This is a genomic window from Roseivirga ehrenbergii, assembly GCF_001593005.1.
Taxonomy (GTDB): domain Bacteria; phylum Bacteroidota; class Bacteroidia; order Cytophagales; family Cyclobacteriaceae; genus Roseivirga; species Roseivirga ehrenbergii.
Genome location: NZ_LQZQ01000052.1, coordinates 23815 through 43419 on the forward strand (window position 1 = coordinate 23815; position 19605 = coordinate 43419).

Annotated in this window: 17 protein-coding genes and 1 tRNA gene; 2 read left to right on the forward strand and 16 right to left on the reverse strand. The window is 41.2% G+C overall.

The window, feature by feature from the left end:
• Positions 1-119 precede the first annotated feature (119 nt).
• Together MB14_RS18410 and MB14_RS18415 are read right to left on the reverse strand one after the other, a co-directional pair.
• Entirely contained in the window at positions 120-845 is a 726-nt protein-coding gene (locus MB14_RS18410; protein WP_062594228.1) for a LytR/AlgR family response regulator transcription factor, read from the reverse strand.
• Positions 845-2833, reverse strand: a complete 1989-nt coding sequence (locus MB14_RS18415) for a histidine kinase dimerization/phosphoacceptor domain -containing protein (protein ID WP_165899507.1) — start codon at positions 2831-2833, stop codon at positions 845-847. Before MB14_RS18415 ends, MB14_RS18410 begins: the two co-directional genes overlap by 1 nt.
• Before the next feature lie 462 nt (positions 2834-3295).
• Here MB14_RS18415 and MB14_RS18420 point away from each other — a divergent pair, with 462 nt between their 5' ends.
• Positions 3296-4579 (forward strand): DUF3472 domain-containing protein, encoded by a 1284-nt coding sequence (locus MB14_RS18420; protein ID WP_084376148.1) that lies wholly within the window; start codon positions 3296-3298, stop codon positions 4577-4579.
• Between the two features lie 23 nt (positions 4580-4602).
• Here the strand turns inward: MB14_RS18420 and MB14_RS18425 are convergent, their stop codons facing one another.
• From MB14_RS18425 to MB14_RS18470, 10 genes are all read right to left on the reverse strand, one after another.
• On the reverse strand, positions 4603-6495 hold the full coding sequence (locus MB14_RS18425) for an amidophosphoribosyltransferase (protein ID WP_062594232.1): 1893 nt from the start codon (positions 6493-6495) through the stop codon (positions 4603-4605).
• A 9-nt stretch (positions 6496-6504) separates the two neighbouring features.
• A complete protein-coding gene (locus MB14_RS18430; RefSeq protein WP_084376149.1) occupies positions 6505-8016 on the reverse strand; it encodes an NADH-quinone oxidoreductase subunit N in 1512 nt (503 codons plus the stop codon).
• Positions 8013-9728, reverse strand: a complete 1716-nt coding sequence (locus MB14_RS18435) for a complex I subunit 4 family protein (protein WP_062594235.1) — start codon at positions 9726-9728, stop codon at positions 8013-8015. The genes MB14_RS18430 and MB14_RS18435 overlap by 4 nt, the downstream gene beginning before the upstream one ends.
• 4 nt (positions 9729-9732) lie before the next feature.
• On the reverse strand, positions 9733-11871 hold the full coding sequence (gene nuoL / locus MB14_RS18440) for an NADH-quinone oxidoreductase subunit L (RefSeq protein ID WP_062594237.1): 2139 nt from the start codon (positions 11869-11871) through the stop codon (positions 9733-9735).
• The gene (nuoK, locus tag MB14_RS18445; RefSeq protein WP_053223890.1) at positions 11868-12170 is read right to left on the reverse strand and encodes an NADH-quinone oxidoreductase subunit NuoK; all 303 of its coding nucleotides are present in this window, start codon (positions 12168-12170) and stop codon (positions 11868-11870) included. The genes nuoL and nuoK overlap by 4 nt, the downstream gene beginning before the upstream one ends.
• On the reverse strand, positions 12160-12687 hold the full coding sequence (locus MB14_RS18450; RefSeq protein WP_062594239.1) for an NADH-quinone oxidoreductase subunit J family protein: 528 nt from the start codon (positions 12685-12687) through the stop codon (positions 12160-12162). Before MB14_RS18450 ends, nuoK begins: the two co-directional genes overlap by 11 nt.
• A gap of 3 nt (positions 12688-12690) precedes the next feature.
• Positions 12691-13722: a 4Fe-4S dicluster domain-containing protein gene (locus MB14_RS18870; RefSeq protein WP_084376150.1), complete on the reverse strand. Its 1032-nt coding sequence runs from the start codon at positions 13720-13722 to the stop codon at positions 12691-12693.
• Entirely contained in the window at positions 13719-14816 is a 1098-nt protein-coding gene (locus MB14_RS18460; RefSeq protein ID WP_062594242.1) for a complex I subunit 1/NuoH family protein, read from the reverse strand. Before MB14_RS18460 ends, MB14_RS18870 begins: the two co-directional genes overlap by 4 nt.
• Positions 14817-14948: 132 nt before the next feature.
• Complete coding sequence (gene murI, locus MB14_RS18465; RefSeq protein WP_062594243.1) at positions 14949-15758, reverse strand: glutamate racemase; 810 nt, start codon at positions 15756-15758, stop codon at positions 14949-14951.
• A gap of 247 nt (positions 15759-16005) precedes the next feature.
• Positions 16006-16078 (reverse strand) — tRNA-Lys (locus tag MB14_RS18470).
• Positions 16079-16150: 72 nt separating this feature from the next.
• Between MB14_RS18470 and MB14_RS18475 the strand changes: the two genes are divergently transcribed.
• Positions 16151-16888 (forward strand): SH3 domain-containing protein, encoded by a 738-nt coding sequence (locus tag MB14_RS18475; protein WP_062594245.1) that lies wholly within the window; start codon positions 16151-16153, stop codon positions 16886-16888.
• A gap of 16 nt (positions 16889-16904) precedes the next feature.
• Here MB14_RS18475 and MB14_RS18480 read toward each other — a convergent pair whose 3' ends face one another.
• From MB14_RS18480 to MB14_RS18495, 4 genes are read right to left on the reverse strand one after another with little or no spacing between them, the layout of a single operon-like run.
• On the reverse strand, positions 16905-18122 hold the full coding sequence (locus MB14_RS18480) for an NADH-quinone oxidoreductase subunit D (RefSeq protein WP_062594247.1): 1218 nt from the start codon (positions 18120-18122) through the stop codon (positions 16905-16907).
• Positions 18123-18608, reverse strand: coding sequence for an NADH-quinone oxidoreductase subunit C (locus tag MB14_RS18485; RefSeq protein ID WP_062594249.1), 486 nt, complete (start codon positions 18606-18608; stop codon positions 18123-18125).
• Positions 18605-19132 (reverse strand): NADH-quinone oxidoreductase subunit NuoB, encoded by a 528-nt coding sequence (gene nuoB, locus MB14_RS18490; RefSeq protein WP_053223883.1) that lies wholly within the window; start codon positions 19130-19132, stop codon positions 18605-18607. The genes MB14_RS18485 and nuoB overlap by 4 nt, the downstream gene beginning before the upstream one ends.
• Positions 19132-19599 carry an NADH-quinone oxidoreductase subunit A gene (locus MB14_RS18495; protein WP_062594251.1) on the reverse strand — a complete coding sequence of 156 codons (468 nt, stop codon included), beginning with the start codon at positions 19597-19599 and terminating at the stop codon, positions 19132-19134. Before MB14_RS18495 ends, nuoB begins: the two co-directional genes overlap by 1 nt.
• Positions 19600-19605 lie beyond the last annotated feature (6 nt).

Below are 19605 nucleotides of genomic sequence, written 5' to 3' on the forward strand. Positions count from 1 at the left end.
TCTCGCAATGACGGGTTCAGTGAGGTTGTTAGTTCTGTACTACACTGCTCTTAAGAGGCGGATTGCCACGTCACAAGTTTGACATGTCAAACTTTCTCCTCGCGATGACGGTAAAGAGCTTACTCCACGCGAATCTTCTTCAGGAGGTCGTCACGATAGTTTTTTCCTATAGGGATTTGTTCACCATTCATCAATACATAGGCTGAGTTGATAGCGTCCATATGATCCACATTGATGGTAAAACTGCGATGGGTGCGGTAAAAATTATTGGGCAGTCTTTCTGAGAGGTCAGTCAAGCTACCACGAATGAGGTGTTTTTGATCTTTAATCGTATAAACCTCCACATAAACATGATCGCTCTTTAGAAAACGGATGTCTTCTAGTTTAATCTTATGAAAGAGATTTTTCTCCTTGATAAAGATGGCATCTTTGATGAGCAGTTCTTCATCTACTTTAGTCTGACTCTTTTGCTCAGCATATTTATGAAGGGCTAACTCAATGGAAGTATAAAGGTCGTCTTTCTTGAAAGGCTTAACGAGGTAAGCAGGAGGGGCAACCTTTTTTACTCGTTCAATTGTGCCTGCATCGGCATTGGAAGTGAGGAAAATGAATGGAAAATCAAACTGTTCTTTAATGGTCCAGGCCAGATCCACTCCATCCTTCTTCCCTCCTAGTTGAATATCCAGAATGGCGATATCGGGCTTTTCAGCCTCAATGGTTTCTATTGCTTCCTCGTAGTTGATGGCTGGTTCTAAAACTTCATAACCTAGGTCTTCCAGTATTAGACAGATGTTATCTGCTATTACAATTTCGTCTTCAACAACTAAGATTTTAACCTGACTCATTAAACCGATTTTCTCTCTAATGTATCGGTGAAAGTAATGATAAATTTACTGCCTTGCTCGTAATAATATTCAGCCGAACCATAAAGCTGTTTGGATAGTCTCCTAACTAATCTTAGTCCCAAACTTTTAGCTTTAGTGAAGTCGAAATCTTGCGGCAGACCTAGGCCAGAGTCACTCACTGTCAACTGATGTTTCCCATTGCCCAAATCTTCAATCGAAATACTTAACTCCCCATCTCCTTCATGGAAGGCATATTTGTAGGCATTTGAAATCAGTTCATTCAAGATGAGTCCTAATGGTATAGCAGTATCTATGTCGAAATTAGCTTTCTGAGCAGATTTAACGGACCCTTTAACTTTTGCAGAGCCAGCATAAATAGATGCTAGTTCTGTCATTAGCTGCTCCGCATATTCAGCAAAATCTATTGTCGCCAAATCCTCGTTTTGATAAAGCTTTTGGTGTATAAGCGCCATGGCCTTTACTCTATTTTGTCCTTCCATAAACGTAGAAAGGGCCTTTTCATCTTCAATTCCCCTCGACTGTAAATCGAGCAAACTGGAAACTACTTGCAAGTTGTTTTTTACCCTGTGATGAATCTCTTTTAATAATAGCTCTTTTTGCTCCAACGACTTCTCTACTTGCGCATTGGCCTTTTTAAGCTTAAGTCCATTACGTTGAATAATAAGCATAATAGCAACTATCAATAACAATACTACCAGAGCACCTGCAATGAGATATCGCTGTTGCTTCAACTGAGCTGTTTGTCGTTTTTGGGTTTCCTGAAGTAAATTGTTTTGCGCTTCAATTCGCTGTGTTTCAAACTCGGCAGACATACGCGCTATGGCATCTGTTTTGGCCTGATCGTTAATATCTTGAGATATCTCTAAGGCCAGTTTACCAAACTCAAAGGCTTTTTTGTAATCCTTCAACTTAGCATAAAGGTTTGCTTGCCCCAAGGCCAACCGATATCGTACATTACCTGCTTCTGACTGTTTGGCCAACTCCCATCCTTCTATGGCATAAGGCAAAGCCTCATTCCATAGTTGACTTTGCTTGGCTGGATTATTGGCAAAAACAGAATCAGCCAAAACCAGCTTTTTCTCCACCAGACTGCCATAAACATCGCCTTTGGACTGAGGGGCTGTTCCTTCGGGAAGATTGGCCACAGATTTCTCTATGTAATCATGCGACTGCTGATAGTTTCCTCTATAAAATTCAATTGTGGATACATTCCTATAATAGTCTGCCGTTGGCCAACCAGAAGTATTAATTTCTTTTGAAATCTCCCATCCTTTTGTGAGCGATTCAAAGGCCCTATCCAGACTATCTTGCTTGATCAATAACTGACCAATATTGGTATAGGCCAATGCTACTTGCCCCTTGATTCCAATTGCCTCATTAATCAATAAAGCCCTTTGCATGTACTGCTTTGCCAATTCGTATCTGTTTTGCTCCTTCAGTACCAAACCGTAATTCATGTAAAAGGCCCTGAGGTTAACAGTATCTGGTGTTGTTTTTACATATCGAATTCCGTCCAATAAAATTCCAGAAGCTTTTTCCAGCTCTCTTAAATAGTAATAAAGCAAGCCTGTATTATTATAAGAGGCAGCCATTCTAACTTCAGTACCGTCTTCTATATTTCTGTTTATTACCGCTTCATATTGCTCAATAGCATTATCAAATTGTGATGCCCTATCATAAGCTTTTGCCAGTTCATACTGTGTCAGTGTCAGCTCTTCATTCCACCCAAGAGACTCAAAAACGGCCATTGCTTCTAGGTAGTACTCAAAACATTCTTCGTCTCCATTGGCCAAATAGGCTGCTGCTTTTGCCCTTAATACAAAGCCTTTGAATTGCGGAAACTCGCTAAAATGCCTTTCAGAAATCTGCAGGGCTTCATCCAAGTAACTTAAACTTGAATCTAAATCATTTCTTTCAAAGGCCTTGCCTAACTCTAAATAGGTTTGGATTTTTAAGGTATCGTGCATATCAGCACTAATCGTTGCTCTAAGAGAATCCAGGTTCTGAGAAAGGCTAGAGAAGGGTAGCAATAAAGATAAAAAGCAAAATACCCTTAAATATGTCTTCAAAGAGAAAGGCATGGTTAGTAGTCTAGTTTGAATTCCATTTCAAGATACATTTCATTTTTGTAAATGGAAGAGCTCATTTTTTTTCGTTGCTCAACATCATAAAGGTTAGTCATTTTAAAAACGAATAAGAATTAGCATTTACACATACTTATCTAAACTACATTACGAGACCATTATAACCTTTATAATTATTTGATCACTCACTTTGAAAATAGAAACAAGTGCTACTTAGAAATAAATTGGGAGATTGAGTTCAATCATTATTTGAAAGGAGACATCACGATGAGCCTTTACTGAAATAGTAAGTTTCATTTTTAAACTCGTAATCAAATATTAATTTCAGAACCTAATAATAGACACATGGAAAAATCAATTCTGGCATTACTACTTCTCTTCACAGTGGGATGCGCCCCAAAAGCCGAAAGATTCACGGCAGAAGAATTACCTATTGCCATACCTACTAAGGGAAATACATGGGTTGAAGGACTGGATTCTCAGCAAGATAGGACGCTAATTGATAATGGTGTGAAAGACTGGAATCCAAATGAAAGCGCAGCAAAAACCTATTTTTATACTGAGTCAATTGGTGAAATAAAAATTGGGATGAAGGCAAAGGCGGCCAACACTACTACCTTAAATGTCAGTTTCAATTGTGAAAGGAAAACCGTAAAACTCTCCAATACTGAACTCGAACTAGTTTCAATTGCCACTTTCAATATTGAAAACCCGGGCTATCATACGCTCGAAATCACAGGAGATGACAACGCTACACCGATAGATATTTCTGAAATACTAATTGGCGGGGCTGCTACAGAAGGAAAAGTATATTTCGTCAAAGATGATTTTTATTGGGGGCGAAGAGGCCCTTCTGTTCATCTGACATATCAGGTGCCCGAAGCGGCATCGGACGTGCTTTATTTCTACAATGAAATCAATGTACCCGAAGGCGAAGATGTATTGGGCAGTTATTTTATGGCCAATGGATTTGCAGAAGGCTATTTTGGAATACAAGTGAATGGCGCTGACGAAAGAAGGATCCTCTTCTCGGTATGGAGTCCGTTTAAAACCGATAATCCAAAAGAAATTCCTGAAGACCAACAGATTAAAATGTTGAAAAATGGTGATGGTGTTTATACTGGCGAGTTTGGCAATGAAGGATCAGGCGGACAGAGTTATCGCAAATACATGTGGAAGACTGGGACGAGCTATCGCTTTCTTTTAAAAGCTGAACCAGCAGAAAATAACAATACTGATTATACCGCCTATTTCTTTGCCCCTGAAATTGGAGAATGGGAATTGATTGCTTCTTTTAGAAGACCTAAAACGGATACTTATGTAAAAAGGCCACATTCATTCTTAGAGAATTTCCATACCGAAACGGGTAATCAAACAAGGAAAGGACTCTACTCAAACCAATGGGTGTATGACACTAAAGGCAACTGGCATGAAATGACCACTGCAAAGTTTACCGCTGATGCTACGGCCAGAAAAGAATCTAGAATGGACTATACCGGTGGAGCAGAGGGCACTTCTTTCTTTATGAAGAACTGTGGCTTCTTTACTGGCTGGACAACCATTGACAGTATGATTGAACGTGAACCTTTGCGAGTGGCTCCTAAAATTGATTTTAGCTTGTTGCCTTAAAAAACCGGATATAAAAAAAGGGCTTAATAAGCCCTTCCTTCTTTTCCTTCGTAGAAATTCATAAATGATTTATTCACTACCCGATGACCACCTGAGGTTGGATAGTTACCAGTAAAATACCAATCACCTGCATTGTTAGGGCAAGCCTTATGTAAGTTGTCAACAGTTTGATAAACCACTTCCAACTCAGCTTTCATGTCTTTAGGACGAACAATTTCAGTAATCTTGGCCGAAATTTCATCATCACTAAACTGATCGTAAAGTCCTTTGATATAATTGACCTGCTCTTTATTGTCGATGTTTTTCGCAGCCATTTCATAGGCTTTTTCAAGCTCATTATGACCTTTACCATACTTTTCGTCTAACAACAAAAGCATTGCCCTAAAGGCTACAAACTCCTTCATTTTAGACATGTCTATTCCATAACAGTCTGGGTAGCGAATTTGAGGTGCTGAAGAAACAATCACAATCTTTTTAGGCTCGAGCAAATCGAGCATTTTCAGAATACTTTTTTCCAAAGTAGTTCCTCGAACAATCGAGTCATCTACCACTACGATCGTATCTACTTTTTTCTTAATTACTTCGTAAGTAGTATCGTACACACTGGCTACCAGTTGGTCGCGACTTTCATCACTAGCAATAAACGTTCGCAGTTTGGCATCTTTAATTACCAGTTTTTCAACCCGAGGCTGAAAGCTTAACAGCTCCTCTAAATCATCAATATGCGGCTTGCCATCTATAATAATGTCCTTTCTTTTGCGAAGCAGGTATTCGTCTACCCCTTGCATCATACCCAAGAAAGAAATTTCTGCAGTATTGGGTATATAAGAGAAAACCGTATTCTTTAAATCGAAATTAACGGCTTTTAATATTTGAGGAATTAATAGCTTACCAAGTTCCTTCCTTTCCTGATAGATGTCTGGATCGGTACCTTTTGAAAAATATATTCTTTCAAATGAACAAGCCTTAAGTTCACGCTTCTTCATAATCGGCACTTCATCCCATTCACCATCCTTGTGTACGATCAAGGCATGTCCTGGCTCCACTTCAGAAATGTCGGAATAGTTTACATTGAAAGCGGCCTTAATGGCCTGTTTTTCAGAGGCTACTACGATCACTTCATCATCAATGTACTTGAAAGCTGGACGAATTCCATTTGGATCGCGCACCACAAAAGATGCCCCATGCCCTAACAAACCTACCATGGCGTAACCGCCATCAAAATCTTTGAATGAACGCTTCAGCACGCGCTGAATATTCATTTCACTTTCTATAATCTCGGTAATTTCGGTATTACTCTTTTTCTTTTTGTATTTCTCAAAAATTCGTTGGTTTTCCTCGTCCATAAAATGGCCGATCTTTTCCATTACCGTTACCGTATCGGTTTTTTCTTTAGGATGCTGTCCCAATTTTAGGAGTAGGTCGAAAAGCTCATCAACGTTAGTCATGTTGAAGTTACCCGCCATTACTAAATTTCGGCTTCTCCAGTTATTCTGTCTCAGAAATGGGTGACAATTTTCAATACTATTCTTGCCGTGTGTTCCATAACGAAGGTGACCTAACCAAACTTCACCCGTAAAACCCATATTATCCTTCAGCCATTTGGCATCTTTAGGGTTGTAGCCTTCTTTCTTTTGGGCCTTTTCAAATTTCTTCGAAATTTTCCCAAAAATATTCGTAATCGGCTGCTGACTTATAGTTCTGTAACGGCTAATGTATCGGGTTCCAGGGTCTACGCCAATCTTGATGTTTGCCACTCCAACCCCGTCTTGACCACGGTTGGCTTGCTTTTGCATCATAATGTAGAGTTTACTTATGGCGTAGGTGGCTGAGCCATACTTGTCGATGTAGTATTGGAGGGGTTTTCTGAGACGGATTTTAGCAATCCCGCACTCGTGTTTAATCTGTTCGCTCATTTAGTCGATTCAAAGGGCAAAGTTAATACTATTCAAAACGTTCAACAACCAATCTGATTTAAAGAATAACAATAACAGGGGCGCAACCAAAATAGTGCCCAGTATTTTATCAGTTAAGCTTCCTATTACAGGGTTCTCAACCTCTTCCCTAGTTTTAAAAAACATGTAATAAGGTATTTTTAAATAGAAAAAGAGAGAAACAACAGTATTCAACAAGCCAAAAATTAAAACCCAAATTAAAATGGAAGAGTCTACTGTTTGCCAAGATTCCCAAAGGCTTGAGAAAATATAAAGCTTGGCATTGAACCCGGCCATAGGTGGAAGGCCCGTTAGCGAAATCATTACAATAAGAAGCAACACTCCTAAATAGGGCACTTTGGAGCCCATTCCTTTAAAGACATCAAAAGAAGTTTTGCCTTCATTATTTTCGAATAACTGAACTAAGAAGAAAGCCCCAAAATTCATTAACAGATAGATACTTCCGTAGAACAAAGCAGAAGTTGATCCACTTTCAGAAAAAGCTAAAACTCCCACCAAGAGAAAACCCGCATGGGCAATGGAAGAATAGGCCAACATTCGTTTAACATCTTTTTGCCAAAGGGCTGAAAAATTACCCACCGTCATGCTGGCAATGGCAATAATGCCTAGCCATATCTGCCAATCAATTATGGTTATATCAAGATTTGCCACAAAGCGGAACAAAATGGCCAAGGCTGCCAATTTCGGTAACGAAGAGAAAATAGCCACAATTGGTGTTGGGCTGGCCTCGTACACATCGGGTGACCAAATATGAAAAGGAAAGGCGCCTAGTTTGAAGACAAAGCCCCCAATCGTCATTATTAAAGCCAATGAAAGCGGCAATATTGCTACTTGAGAAATGCCTTCTGCAAAGGCAGTTGAAGTAAAATCTAATGTACCTGTAAAGCCATACAGCCAACTCATTCCGTAAATCATTACCGCAGAAGCAACAGCGCCAAACAGCAAATATTTCATGGCTGCTTCAGAATTTCTTTTGCTTTTGAAAAGCCCCGTGAGCACATAAGAACAGATAGAAACCAGTTCGATGGCCACATAAACCATTAAAAAATTAATGGACATGGTCATCAAGAAAGTGCCCAACACCAAGCCGAAGAATAGCAATAGCGTTTCGCTTGATTTAAAGAACTTCTCTTTTTGCTTACAGCGAAGCATCATCACCAAACCGATCATTCCGCCAATACTGAAAAGTGCTCTTAAGTAGATAGCTGCTCCATCCAGACGGAGCATTCCGCCCATAAGCATTCTATCTCCTTCAACATTTCCCCAACCAGCTATAAGTAAAGCCAATGAAAAGGCCATGCCCACAAAGGCAATGGCAGCCAAACCAACAGACTTGTTTTCCTTAAAAATCAGATCGTAAATCAACAAAAGCACAGCTGTGATGACCAAAGTAATTTCTGGCGCTAACCAAGCAATATCAGCCGAAATGCCTTGAATTTGTTCCTTCAGCCCGAGTGCCATATTGGATTGCAGCAACATCATTCAACCGAAAGGATTAAAAGTTGCGTAAAACCCTCCACTGAGTTATTGATGAGATCGAGTAAAGTGGCAGGGTAAATACCGAACCAAATGATCAGGATTACCAATGGAACCAACATCACATACTCTCTGGCATTTAAGTCCACCAAAACCTCTCTCCAAGCCTTGTCTTTCACCCAAAACTTGCCAAAGAACATTCGCTGGAGTGTCCACAAATAATAGCCTGCGCCTAATACTAAACCCAAAGTAGCCACCACTGGCATCCAATATGGAATGGCGCCAATTACGGTTGAAGATTTAAACGCTCCGATAAACACCATCAGTTCGGCAATAAAGCCTGAGAAGCCAGGTAGTCCAAGGGAAGCAAAGAAAGCGATGGTAATCAAAATGGTGAATTTCGGCATTTTAGAAGCCAACCCACCATAGTTTTCGATTCCACGGTCATGGGTTCTATCGTACAATACACCTACTAAAAGGAAGAGCATACTCGATATTAATCCGTGACTGAACATTTGATAAATCGCGCCAGTGACACCCTCCACTGTCATGGCGGCTAAACCTAGTAGCACAAAGCCCATATGAGAAACGGAACTGTAAGCGATCAATCGCTTTAAATCTTTTTGCGCCAAAGCGTTCATTGCGCCATACAAAATGGAGAACAAGCCAAAAAAGCCGATCAGCCACGAATAATGAAATGCACTATCAGGGAAGAAACTAAAGGCCGTCCGAATAATTCCATAACCTCCAATTTTCAAGAGGATTCCTGCCAGCACTACCGAAACTGCGGTTGGTGCTTCTACGTGTGCATCGGGTAACCAAGTATGGAATGGGAATGCCGGAAGCTTAATCGCAAAACCGATCAACAAGGCTAAGAATGCCATCCATCGGGCGGATTGGCCGAAAATTTCACCATAACTGTTCTTACCTAAAAATGAATCAGGCAGGTAATTGGCATCATCCGCCATTGAAATCATGTTGAATGACTTCACAATATTTTCACTTTCCATTTGCCCAGCTTGTACCGCATACTGTATACTACTGATCATGTCCGGAGAAGCCTCTAAAACATTTTCAATCACTCCTGCTTCCATACCTGTTTTTACTGGATCGTAAACCGAATTGTAAAGTCCGATCATGACAATCAGGATTAGAATAGAACCGACTAGTGTGTAAAGGAAGAATTTAATGGCAGCGTATTCTCTTTTTGGCCCGCCCCAAATTCCGATAAGGAAATACATGGGCAAAAGCATAAACTCGAAAAAGAGGTAGAAAAGGAAGAAATCTAGCGCTACAAAACAACCTAAAACAGAAGTCGAAAGTAGTAAGTACAACCCAAAATAGCCCTTCTGTTTTTGTTTGATTCCAAAGGAAGAAATGGCGCCAATAAAAAGCACAATGGCTGCCAAAAGCAATAAAGACAGGTTTAATCCATCAACCCCTACAAAATAATCGACAGAGAATTTACCGAGGGAACCCAGTTCCACCGAAAACCATTCGGCTTTATCCACCATCTGAAGCTGATCTTCGGAATTGGTAAGTCCTTCTACCGAAGCATCAAAACTAGTAACTGCCAATACGGATAACACAAGTGTAACACCCAATGCGCCAAGAGCAACCCATTTGAAGCTACTGGTTTTAGACTGTGGTAAAAACAAGACCACAAGCGCTCCAAGTAGCGGGGTAAATATGATATAGGTTAAAAGATTTTCTATCATTTCACTAAAATAGAAGCCAGATTAACATGAGTATTAAAAAGGCCAAAGCAGCCATAATATATACTTGTACATTACCCGACTGCACCGAACGTGTCAGTTGCCCAACCCGCCCTGTGGTATAAGTCGTCAAATGTACGAATCCATCAATGATATTCCTGTCGAACCAAGCAATGAGGTGCGCAAACACCACCTGAAACTTGGCGATAAAATTGATGAAACCGTCTAAGATCACACGGTCAAACCAAGCAATACGCTTCGCCTTCCACAATATGAATTTCAATATAACTTTTTCGTAAAGCGCATTCTGATACCAGTGGTAAAATGAAATCTGACCAACTAAACCAATTGGTTCGCGCTTTTCTGCAAAAGAAGCTGAATATTTTGCTCCTGGCTTGAATAAGAAATAGGCGATGATAATCCCCGACAATGCCAAACCAATTGAAATGGCTACCACCTGAAAATGCAAATTTTCGAACCATTCACGAGGCAAATCCATAAGGTTGAATGCCGCATAACTTTCCGGCACCAAGAAAATTGGGTCTTGAATTAGGCTATAAAACCAAGTATTTTCGGCCATCATCGCGAAACCAAAAATTACACTCAGAGAACCAATCGCCAATAACACCATTGGCAATTTCAAGAACACATTCCCTTCCTTTAAAGGCTTTAGCGTAGCGTTCGCTGGGATAAGTTTAGGTAACCTAAAACCACCCGTAAACACTAAGAAGATCATTCTGAAAGTATAGAAAGCAGTGATCAATACCGTGGCAAAGGCAAGCACTTCAATAAAATAGAAGCCTCCTCCTTTTTCATCAACCCACACCGCAGTGTTTAGTAAAATGGCATCTTTTGAAAGGAAGCCAGAAAAACCTGGTAAACCCGCCAAGGACAATGCACAAATCAAAAAGCAAACGAAAGTGACTGGCATGTACTTCCGAAGCCCCCCCATCACACGCATGTCTTGCGGATCGAAATTGACATCCTTGCCCTCAAGCTGATGCAGTTGGTGAATGATGGTTCCTGCACTTAAGAAAAGTCCTGCCTTAAACATGGCATGTGTTACCAAATGGAAAAGTCCAGCGGTGTAAGCACCCACGCCCATGGCCAAAACCATATAACCCAATTGTGAAATGGTGCTATAGGCCAAAACCTTTTTAATGTCGAATTGAGAGAAAGCTGCAACAGCAGCCATAAAAGCAGTAATGGCACCTACAACGGCTACAACCTCCAATGCCTGAGCATCTAAAATCACAAAGATTCTGGCGATCATAAACACACCTGCCGCCACCATAGTAGCCGCATGAATCAAAGCTGAAACTGGCGTTGGCCCTTCCATCGCATCGGGAAGCCAGACTTGTAATGGGAATTGAGCCGATTTACCTACGGCCCCACAAAACAGCGCAATTCCTGCTGCACTGAGCCATCGGCCATCGAGGCTGTTTCTGACTAATTCGCCATTCTTGAAATATTCTGCCACCCAATTTCCATCTTCAATACTGCTGAGTACCGTCAATGATTTTATGCCTTCTAAATCGAAAGTTTGAAATTGCGAATAGAGAATCATCAAACCAGTGATGAAACCTAAATCACCAATGCGGTTCATAATAAAGGCCTTGTTAGCCGCTAGAGAAGCTGATTTCTTTTCGAACCAAAAACCAATAAGCAGGAAAGACGACAAACCCACCAGTTCCCAAAAAATGAAAATGAAGAGCAAATCGTAAAACAGAATAATGCCCAACATGGAGAAGGTAAACAGGCCAAGCAAACCAAAATAACGGGACTTGTTCTCATCATGGCGCATGTATTCCATAGAAAAGAAATGCACCAATACTGAAATAAAGTTGACCACCACCAGCATAATCAGCGCCAGTTGGTCGATGAGGAAAGAGTAAGTGAGTTGCGTATCGCCAATACTAAACCAATTGCCGCGAATTGAGACTCCAGTAGTGTCCCAATATTGCGAAGCCAGGTAAATAGAAATCAAAAGGTTAATTCCCAATAACATCGTGCCCCAGACGGGCGCAATTTTCTTTAGGAAAGTGGTTGTGAAAAACGACAGTAACGGAATGGCCATCAAAGCGATGACCCAATAGATCAGAGGGTTAAATTCCGTGGTCGATATAATGTCGTTCAAATCAATCATCCTTTCAGTTCATTGATTTTATCCAGATTGGCCGTTTGGAAATGTTGATAGACTTTGATCACGATTGCCAGTGCAACAGCGGCTTCGGCAGCGGCTACAGTAATGACGAAAAGCGCAAAGATCTGGCCTTGCAACTCTACCGCATCAAAACGGCTAAAAGCAACTAAGTTTAAGTTGGCAGCATTCAACATGAGTTCAATACCAATCAAAACGGCAATGGCATTTTTACGAGTAACCACAACGGCCAAACCGATACAGAACAAGGCAGCACCCAACAGTAAAATCGTATTAAGCGGCATCGGTTCCCTCCTCTCTTGTATTTCCTGCAATGCGCACAGCGCCAATTAAAGCGAGCAAAAGTAAAATGCCTATGACTTCAAAAACCAGCACATAATCCGTCATGATTTTCATTCCTAAATCTTGTACACTAGAAGGTGCCGAAGGCGCATTTTTCATCCAACCCATATTGGCAAAATCTGCCATTTCAATGGCTTTGGCCAGAATATAAAATAGTCCGGCCGAGATTAAAATTCCAAAAAACTTATTGTACACCTCGGTCTCCACTTTGGCTTGCGATAGACGGTTGGTGAGCATAATGCCAAAAACCATCAAAATGAGAATACCTCCCACATACACCAAAATTTGGGTAATGGCCACAAATTCAGCACCGAGCAAAACGAAAATGCCCGCCATTCCAATAAAGGTGGCGATCAGCGCAAATGCCGAATACAGAATATTCTTCGACAAGAGAATAAACAATGCCGAAAGACCCGTAAGTCCTAAAAACGCATAGAATATAATGTTCTCTATTGGCATCCGTTAATCGTTCGTCTCATTTTTATCTTCATCATCCTTTTTTTTCGGCTGGATTTTTGGCCGCATTATCAGACGAGGTTTTGGCTTGGCTTCTTCCGAAGAACCCTCCTCCTCTTTCTTCCTCACATGAATTTTAGGTCGAATCACCACACGTTGCACAGGCTTTTCTTCCGAAGCCTCAGCTTTAGGTGCCGCAGGAATTTTGGGCTTCATCGGGATTTTCGGCCTCGCAGCTTTTGGAGCCTCACCTGCTTTAGCCTCTTCCTTTGAATCCTCTGTTTTCTTGACCTGAATTTTTGGTTTCATCACCACTTTTGGCCTTACTGGCTTAGGTGCATCATCCTTTTTTTCTTCGGTAGGAGTTGTAGCCGCCTTTGGCTTCATTGGCTTAGGCCTGAAAGCAGGCTTTACTCCTGCGGGTTTTGCAGCCGTTGCTGAAGCTGGTTTGCTTTTAGCCAAAGCTGCCATCTTCTCTTTCTCTTCTTCCTTCTTTTTGTTGAACTCTTCTAAAGCCTGCTTTTTCTCCAGAATCTCTAACGGTGTCATTTCGCCAAAAGCAAAGTTATGCTCGGCAAAATCGAAAGCACTGAAATCGTATTCCTTGGTCATGGTGAGGCATTCCGTAGGGCAAACGGTAGTGCACAAGCCACAGAAGCAGCATTTCGCCATATCGATATCGAATTTGGCGGCATGAATACGTTTTGGCGTGCCATCGGAAGTCTTCCCGATTTCTTCTACCGCCCTTACCGGCTCAATGTCAATACAGTCTACAGGACAAATTTTAGCACACTTGTCACAGACAATGCAGTCTTCTATTTCACTGTGGAGCTTATAGCGCCCATTGTCGGGCACCGGAATAATTTCTTTAGGGTATTGTGTGGCGAAAATTCCGTTCTGTTTCTCAAAGTAATTTTCATCATCCACATACAAGATATCGCGTTGAGTAGTCGCATCCTTCATGTGCTCGAAAGTAACCTTGAGCCCCTCCTTCAAGGTTTTTGTAGCAATGGCGATATTTTTCCAGTACTTACTCATATCATCAGCAATCTCCACAAAGCACTCACCAAAACCAAAATTATAGCGCCCGGAGTCAGGTATTTCCAGCTTAAATTCATAAGCTGATCTAGCCTTAACCTAGGGTAAGTCCAGCGGATCCAAATTTGCAAACCAACGGTAAGCAAAGCCTTGGACACCAACCAAAATGCGCCCCATAAATGTCCCGCAATCGTGCCAGGTTCGCCACTGGTCCAATCGGCCAAAGCCACAGAACCAATATTGGGCAGGGGAGTGTTCCAACCACCCCAAAATAATATTGCGCCCAAAAATGAAATCAAGAGCATCATACCATATTCTGAAAGCATGATCATGGCCCACCTAAAGCCAGAGTATTCTACATGGAAACCAGCGACCAACTCCGATTCTGCAATTGGAATATCGAAGGGAGCACGGTTGGCTTCCGCCAAAGAGGCAATGAAAAAGATAAGGTAAGCCAAGAAGAAAAATGGAATTCTGAAAATGTTCCAAGTCAGGAAGCCGCCAATATGAGTGGTTTCAATCCCTAAAGCCTTAATGCCGAAAAGGAAGTTCTGAGCATTCGGGTCTATCGCATTGATAAATATCCCTTGCTGATAAACGATCTCTTGTAAGTTCAGCGACTGAGAAACCATGATGACGCAAACCACGGACAGCCCTAACGGAATTTCATAAGAAATAATTTGAGCCACAGAACGCATGGCGCCCAGCAGGGCATACTTACTGTTGGAACCCCAACCTGCCATTAAAATACCAATCACATCTAGCGAAACGATGGCCAACAAGTAGAAAATTCCCGTTTCGATTTGAGAACCACCAAAATCTGATGTGAGCGGAAGCACCGCAAAACCAGCAAATACCGAAGTAAAAATGATGAGTGGAGCTACTTTGAAGATTCTTTTATCGGCTGCTAAAGGAACAATATCTTCTTTTTGGAGCAATTTGAGCAAGTCGGCAACGGTTTGGAGCAAACCATAAGGGCCCGTTTCCATTGGGCCATACCTGTCCTGAATGAATGCAGAGATTTTTCTTTCCGCATACACCGCAAAAATGGTATAGATGAGCACAAAATTTAAAAAGAATAAAAATGCGTACACGATCCGAATTTCCCTTGTTCACTGCAAAGAAAGTATATAATTCGTTAAGTCGTAAAGTAAAGTCTACAAGTGGTGTAGGATATCAGTTATTAACTCAGAACAAGCCTCACTTATGTTTCCTTTTTAACCTAATTACTCCCACAAAACGTGTTTCTCCAATTTGATTTCCTCTTGAAAAAAGAGTTCGGCAGCAGCCTGAAAAGAAGGAGTAAAATCAGAAACCAAAAATCTGTTCTTTCCAGAGCGTTCATTGGCAAGTAAGTCGCTTTCTTGGAGCATATTTTGCAAAGCCTGGGCTACTATGGTGGAAGAATCAATCACTTCGATTCTATCTTGAAAAAATGCCGACACCTGCTTTTTGATCAAAGGATAATGCGTACAACCTAAAATCAAGGCTTCAATCCCTTCAAGTTCTTCCCTTCCTAAGTACTGATTGATGATTTGCTCTGAAATATCATTTTTGTAAAAGCCCTCTTCGATCATAGGCACCAAAAGCGGTGTTGCTAAAGCTCCAAAGTTAATTTTTAGGTTTTCACTTTTTAGCTTTCGTTCATAAACACCAGAGCCCACAGTTTGCTTTGTGCCTATCAGACCAATGTTAGCTTCGTCATTGTATTTCTCGGCCACATAAGCCACCACAGGGTCGATTACATTAAGCACTTGTGCTTTGCTACCCACATAAGCTTTAACGAGCTCATAAGCGGCCGCAGAAGCCGAGTTGCAGGCAATCAAAATCACCTTACAGCCTTGTTGCAGCAGCACATCACAAATTTTTACCGAATAGGCCTGAATGGTAGCTGCAGACTTATCACCATAAGGTAAATGAGCACTATCACCAAAATAGATGATTTGTTCATTGGGAAGCAGGTTTTTTACCGCATGCGCCACGGTAAGACCTCCCATTCCGCTATCAAAAATTCCTATGGGTTGATTTTTTGTCATGTATAACTGCTAAGGTATTTGTTTCGAATAAAAACTTAACGCAGCTCCACTAAATTATTATTGGCTTTCTGAAGGAAGGGAATCCGACCGTTTATTTTTTTACCAGCCGTTAAATAATGTGAAAGGCAAGTAGACTGCCATTTGCCTTACTATCTTTAGGGATGCTAAATCATGGAAAAAACACGAGTACCAAGCAAAGAAGTAGGGGCATAAAAAAAGTCTCAACTTTCGCTGAGACTTTAGGAAGTGATCTGGCTGGGGCTCGAACCCAGGACCCTCTCCTTAAAAGGGAGATGCTCTACCAACTGAGCTACCAAATCAAAATGTTTTTCTTGTTGTATTAAGGTCGTTTTCCTTAATTGCGACTGCAAAGGTAAGAGGTAAATAATTAAATGCAAGAGCGAAATTTTAAAATTCTGATATTCATTTTTCTGGGACTTCTATATTTCCAAGAACCTTCTTATTCTCAAGAAGTTACAAATGATTTAAAAATTGCAGATTCTTTGTTTCAAAAGAAGCTCTATACGCAATCACTCACCATCTACGAAAAAATTGCGAGAGAAGAGCAGATTGCATCACCTGCTATGCTCCTAAAGATGGCATTTATATATGAGAGTTTAGAGGATTTAGGGAATGCTCTTTACACTTTGAACAACTATTACAAGCTCACTTCAGATAAAAAAGTGCTCACCAAAATGAATGAAATGGCGCAGCAAAATAATCTGGAAGGCTACTCTACGAACGACTTCAACCTCTTTTTAAAGTTCTTTGATGAAAACCGGAATTACTTTGTGCTGGTGTCTCTTGCATTGGGTGTTCTTATTCTAAGTATGATTTTGAAAAGGAAGAAAAAACTTGAAGAAAGATCAGCCGGGCTTACCATAGGCTTGGCTTTTACGCTTTTACTTGCCACCTATTTGCTTAACTTTTCGCAGTTGGCTACCAAAGGCATTATCACTTCGGCCAATGCTTATTTAATGAGTGGCCCTTCTGCTGGAGCCGATTTAATCGAAATTACGGGTGAAGGCCACAAAGTAGAAATTGTGGGTCAAAAGGACATTTGGGTTGAAATTAAATGGAAAAACAGCCGGGCTTATATCAGGGAAAACAACCTTAAAGAATTGCCTTAGGGAGTGAATCATCCTTTTAGCGATCTACTTCTCCCAAAACAATATCAATTGAACCAATTACCGCAATCAAATCGGAGATTAAACCTCCCTTTGAGAGCTCATTGATAATAGACAGGTTTACGAAACTTGCACCACGTGCTTTGCAACGGAATGGCACGTCAGATCTTCCATCGGCACGGAAGAAAAAGCCAGTTTCACCTTTTGGGTTTTCGGCTCGAATGTAGAAGTCTTGGGCTTTAGGTCTAATTTTCTTAGGCGCCAATGCTCGCGGATCGAAATCACGGGTTCTCTTATGCTCGCCTGTTAGTTTTTCTAAGCATTGCTCAATAATCTTTACCGACTCGTAACACTCTTGAACACGCACCCAAGTTCTATCCCAACAATCACCTAGAGTTCCGGCTTCGCCCTTGCCTACAGGTATATCAAAATCTATTTCTGGATAAACTGAATAGCCATCTACTTTTCGTAAATCATACTTCAGGCCAGAGCCACGCAGCATTGGACCAGTGATGCCATAATTAATCGCTAAATCGACAGGCAATACGCCCACATTGGCGGTTCTGTCAATAAATATTTTATTGTCGATGACTACTCTTTCTAGCTCCTTTATTTTAGGCTTTAAGTAAGTAGTAAACTCAAGACATCTTTCTTCAAAACCTACGGGCAAATCGTAAAACAAGCCACCCACCCAAATGTAATTGTAAAGCATTCGCGCACCAGAGGCCCACTCCAATAAACGCACAATATGCTCTCTGTCGCGGGTCATCCAGAAAAATGCGGTAACCGCACCAATGTCCATTCCGTAGGAACCTAGCGCAATAAAATGAGAGGCCAATCGGTTCAATTCGGCTACTAAAACGCGGATGTATTCTACCCGTTTTGGAATAATTTTATCGATACCCAACATGCGCTCAACGCCCATTGCGTAAGCATGTTCGGTGTTCATTGCGGCCAAATAATCCATTCGATCTACAAAAGGAATGATCTGATTATAAGGCAGTTTCTCTGCATGTTTTTCGAAGCAGCGGTGTAGGTAACCGAGATGAGGAACCACTTCAATAACTTCTTCACCTTTGGCTAAAACCTCTAAACGAAGTACCCCGTGGGTAGAAGGGTGTTGCGGGCCAATATTGATGATCATCTCCTCTCTTTTCAAATCTTCTGACTTGAATTTTTGAGGAGCCGACTTGCGCAAATTCTCCTGATCGAAAATATATTGTACCTGATTCGCCACTTAATATTCTACTTTAATTCCGCGATAGTACTCTTGTTCTTGGTAGTCTTTTCTAAGCGGGAAACCCTCCCAATCGGCTGGCATTAAAATCCTTCTCAGGTCAGGATGATTGTTGATATGAATACCGTACATATCGTAGACTTCACGCTCTTGCCAATCGGCAGTTTTCCATAAACCACAAAGCGAATCGATGGCTGGTTTTTCCCTTGACAATTCTACCTTCACCATCAAATGGTGATCGAAAGGAATAGAATAGAGGTTATAAATCATCTCCATTGTATTAGCTTCTGAGCCGTTGTCTAAGCCAGTAATACAGGAAAGCGAATCGAAGTATAGTTGATTATCCTTCTGAAGAAAACCCATGACCTCCACCAAGTTTTCAGCATGAATAATAATGGCCTTTGGCGAAGCATTTTCATCCGTAGAAAGAATGACTCCTTCTCCTAAACTGGTTTTAATATGGGTTAAGATTTGCTCGAAATTCATGCTACTTTGGCTTTCTTTTCCAACAACTTTTCAATGGCTTTTGGTGCCACAATGGTTTCTTGCCTTATTTTTTCTTGAAGCTTCAGCAAACCACCAATCAAAGCTTCTGGCCTTGGTGGGCAGCCCGGCACATACACATCAACAGGAATTATTCTATCTACTCCTTTTACTACATGGTAGCCATGTTCCCAATACGGGCCTCCACAATTAGAACATGAGCCCATGGACACGACATAACGTGGTTCAGCCATCTGCTCATAAAGTCTTCTTACACGGTCGGCCATTTTGAAGGTGACCGTACCCGCCACAATCATTACATCTGCTTGGCGCGGACTTGCGAAAGGCACAATACCAAACCGATCCAAATCATAGGGGGTAGATTGAGCGCCCATAAATTCTATGGCGCAACAGGCCGTTCCAAAGGCCATAGGCCACATGGAAGACAGTCGTGCCCAGTTGATGAGGTCATCCAACTTTGAAATGACAATGCCACCTTTCTGTATGTTTCGATCTAAAAGCCCCATTAGTCTTTATACTTTTGATATGCTTCTGCAGGAATTGGCGATTTGAAATCAGAAACTCGGTTGACTGGCTTTACCCAGTCCAAATATCCTTTTCGCCAAGCATAAGCCAAACCCAAAGCCAATATAAAGATGAAAATGAACATTTCTGTAATGGCGAACCAAGCCCAAGTATAATCAGTGCCTTGGATCAATTCCTGATCTCCAAAAATTACAGCCCAAGGAAATAGATAGATGATTTCCACTTCGAAAAGCAAGAAGATAATGGCAACAATGTAAAATTTGATATTGAACTGTCCCCAAGCCGTACCAATGGTTTCTTCACCCGACTCGTAAGTAGTCAGTTTTTCGTAATTAGGTTTTTTGGGGCGAATAATACTGGCCGCAATAAGCCCTACCGACACGAAGGTGATGGCGCCTAAAATAAAAATCAATACCGTTCCGAATTCTGTAAGGTTAGGCTCTATCATTCTAAT

Excerpts from the sequence above, each read along its gene's own strand:
- MB14_RS18410 (WP_062594228.1), bottom strand. The coding sequence starts at position 845 with ATGAGTCAGGTTAAAATCTTAGTTGTTGAAGACGAAATTGTAATAGCA.
- MB14_RS18415 (WP_165899507.1), bottom strand. The coding sequence starts at position 2,833 with ATGCACGATACCTTAAAAATCCAAACCTATTTAGAGTTAGGCAAGGCC.
- MB14_RS18420 (WP_084376148.1), top strand. The coding sequence starts at position 3,296 with ATGGAAAAATCAATTCTGGCATTACTACTTCTCTTCACAGTGGGATGC.
- MB14_RS18425 (WP_062594232.1), bottom strand. The coding sequence starts at position 6,495 with ATGAGCGAACAGATTAAACACGAGTGCGGGATTGCTAAAATCCGTCTC.
- MB14_RS18430 (WP_084376149.1), bottom strand. The coding sequence starts at position 8,016 with ATGATGTTGCTGCAATCCAATATGGCACTCGGGCTGAAGGAACAAATT.
- MB14_RS18435 (WP_062594235.1), bottom strand. The coding sequence starts at position 9,728 with ATGATAGAAAATCTTTTAACCTATATCATATTTACCCCGCTACTTGGA.
- nuoL (WP_062594237.1), bottom strand. The coding sequence starts at position 11,871 with ATGATTGATTTGAACGACATTATATCGACCACGGAATTTAACCCTCTG.
- nuoK (WP_053223890.1), bottom strand. The coding sequence starts at position 12,170 with ATGCCGCTTAATACGATTTTACTGTTGGGTGCTGCCTTGTTCTGTATC.
- MB14_RS18450 (WP_062594239.1), bottom strand. The coding sequence starts at position 12,687 with ATGCCAATAGAGAACATTATATTCTATGCGTTTTTAGGACTTACGGGT.
- MB14_RS18870 (WP_084376150.1), bottom strand. The coding sequence starts at position 13,722 with ATGAGTAAGTACTGGAAAAATATCGCCATTGCTACAAAAACCTTGAAG.
- murI (WP_062594243.1), bottom strand. The coding sequence starts at position 15,758 with ATGACAAAAAATCAACCCATAGGAATTTTTGATAGCGGAATGGGAGGT.
- MB14_RS18475 (WP_062594245.1), top strand. The coding sequence starts at position 16,151 with ATGCAAGAGCGAAATTTTAAAATTCTGATATTCATTTTTCTGGGACTT.
- MB14_RS18485 (WP_062594249.1), bottom strand. The coding sequence starts at position 18,608 with ATGAATTTCGAGCAAATCTTAACCCATATTAAAACCAGTTTAGGAGAA.
- nuoB (WP_053223883.1), bottom strand. The coding sequence starts at position 19,132 with ATGGGGCTTTTAGATCGAAACATACAGAAAGGTGGCATTGTCATTTCA.
- MB14_RS18495 (WP_062594251.1), bottom strand. The coding sequence starts at position 19,599 with ATGATAGAGCCTAACCTTACAGAATTCGGAACGGTATTGATTTTTATT.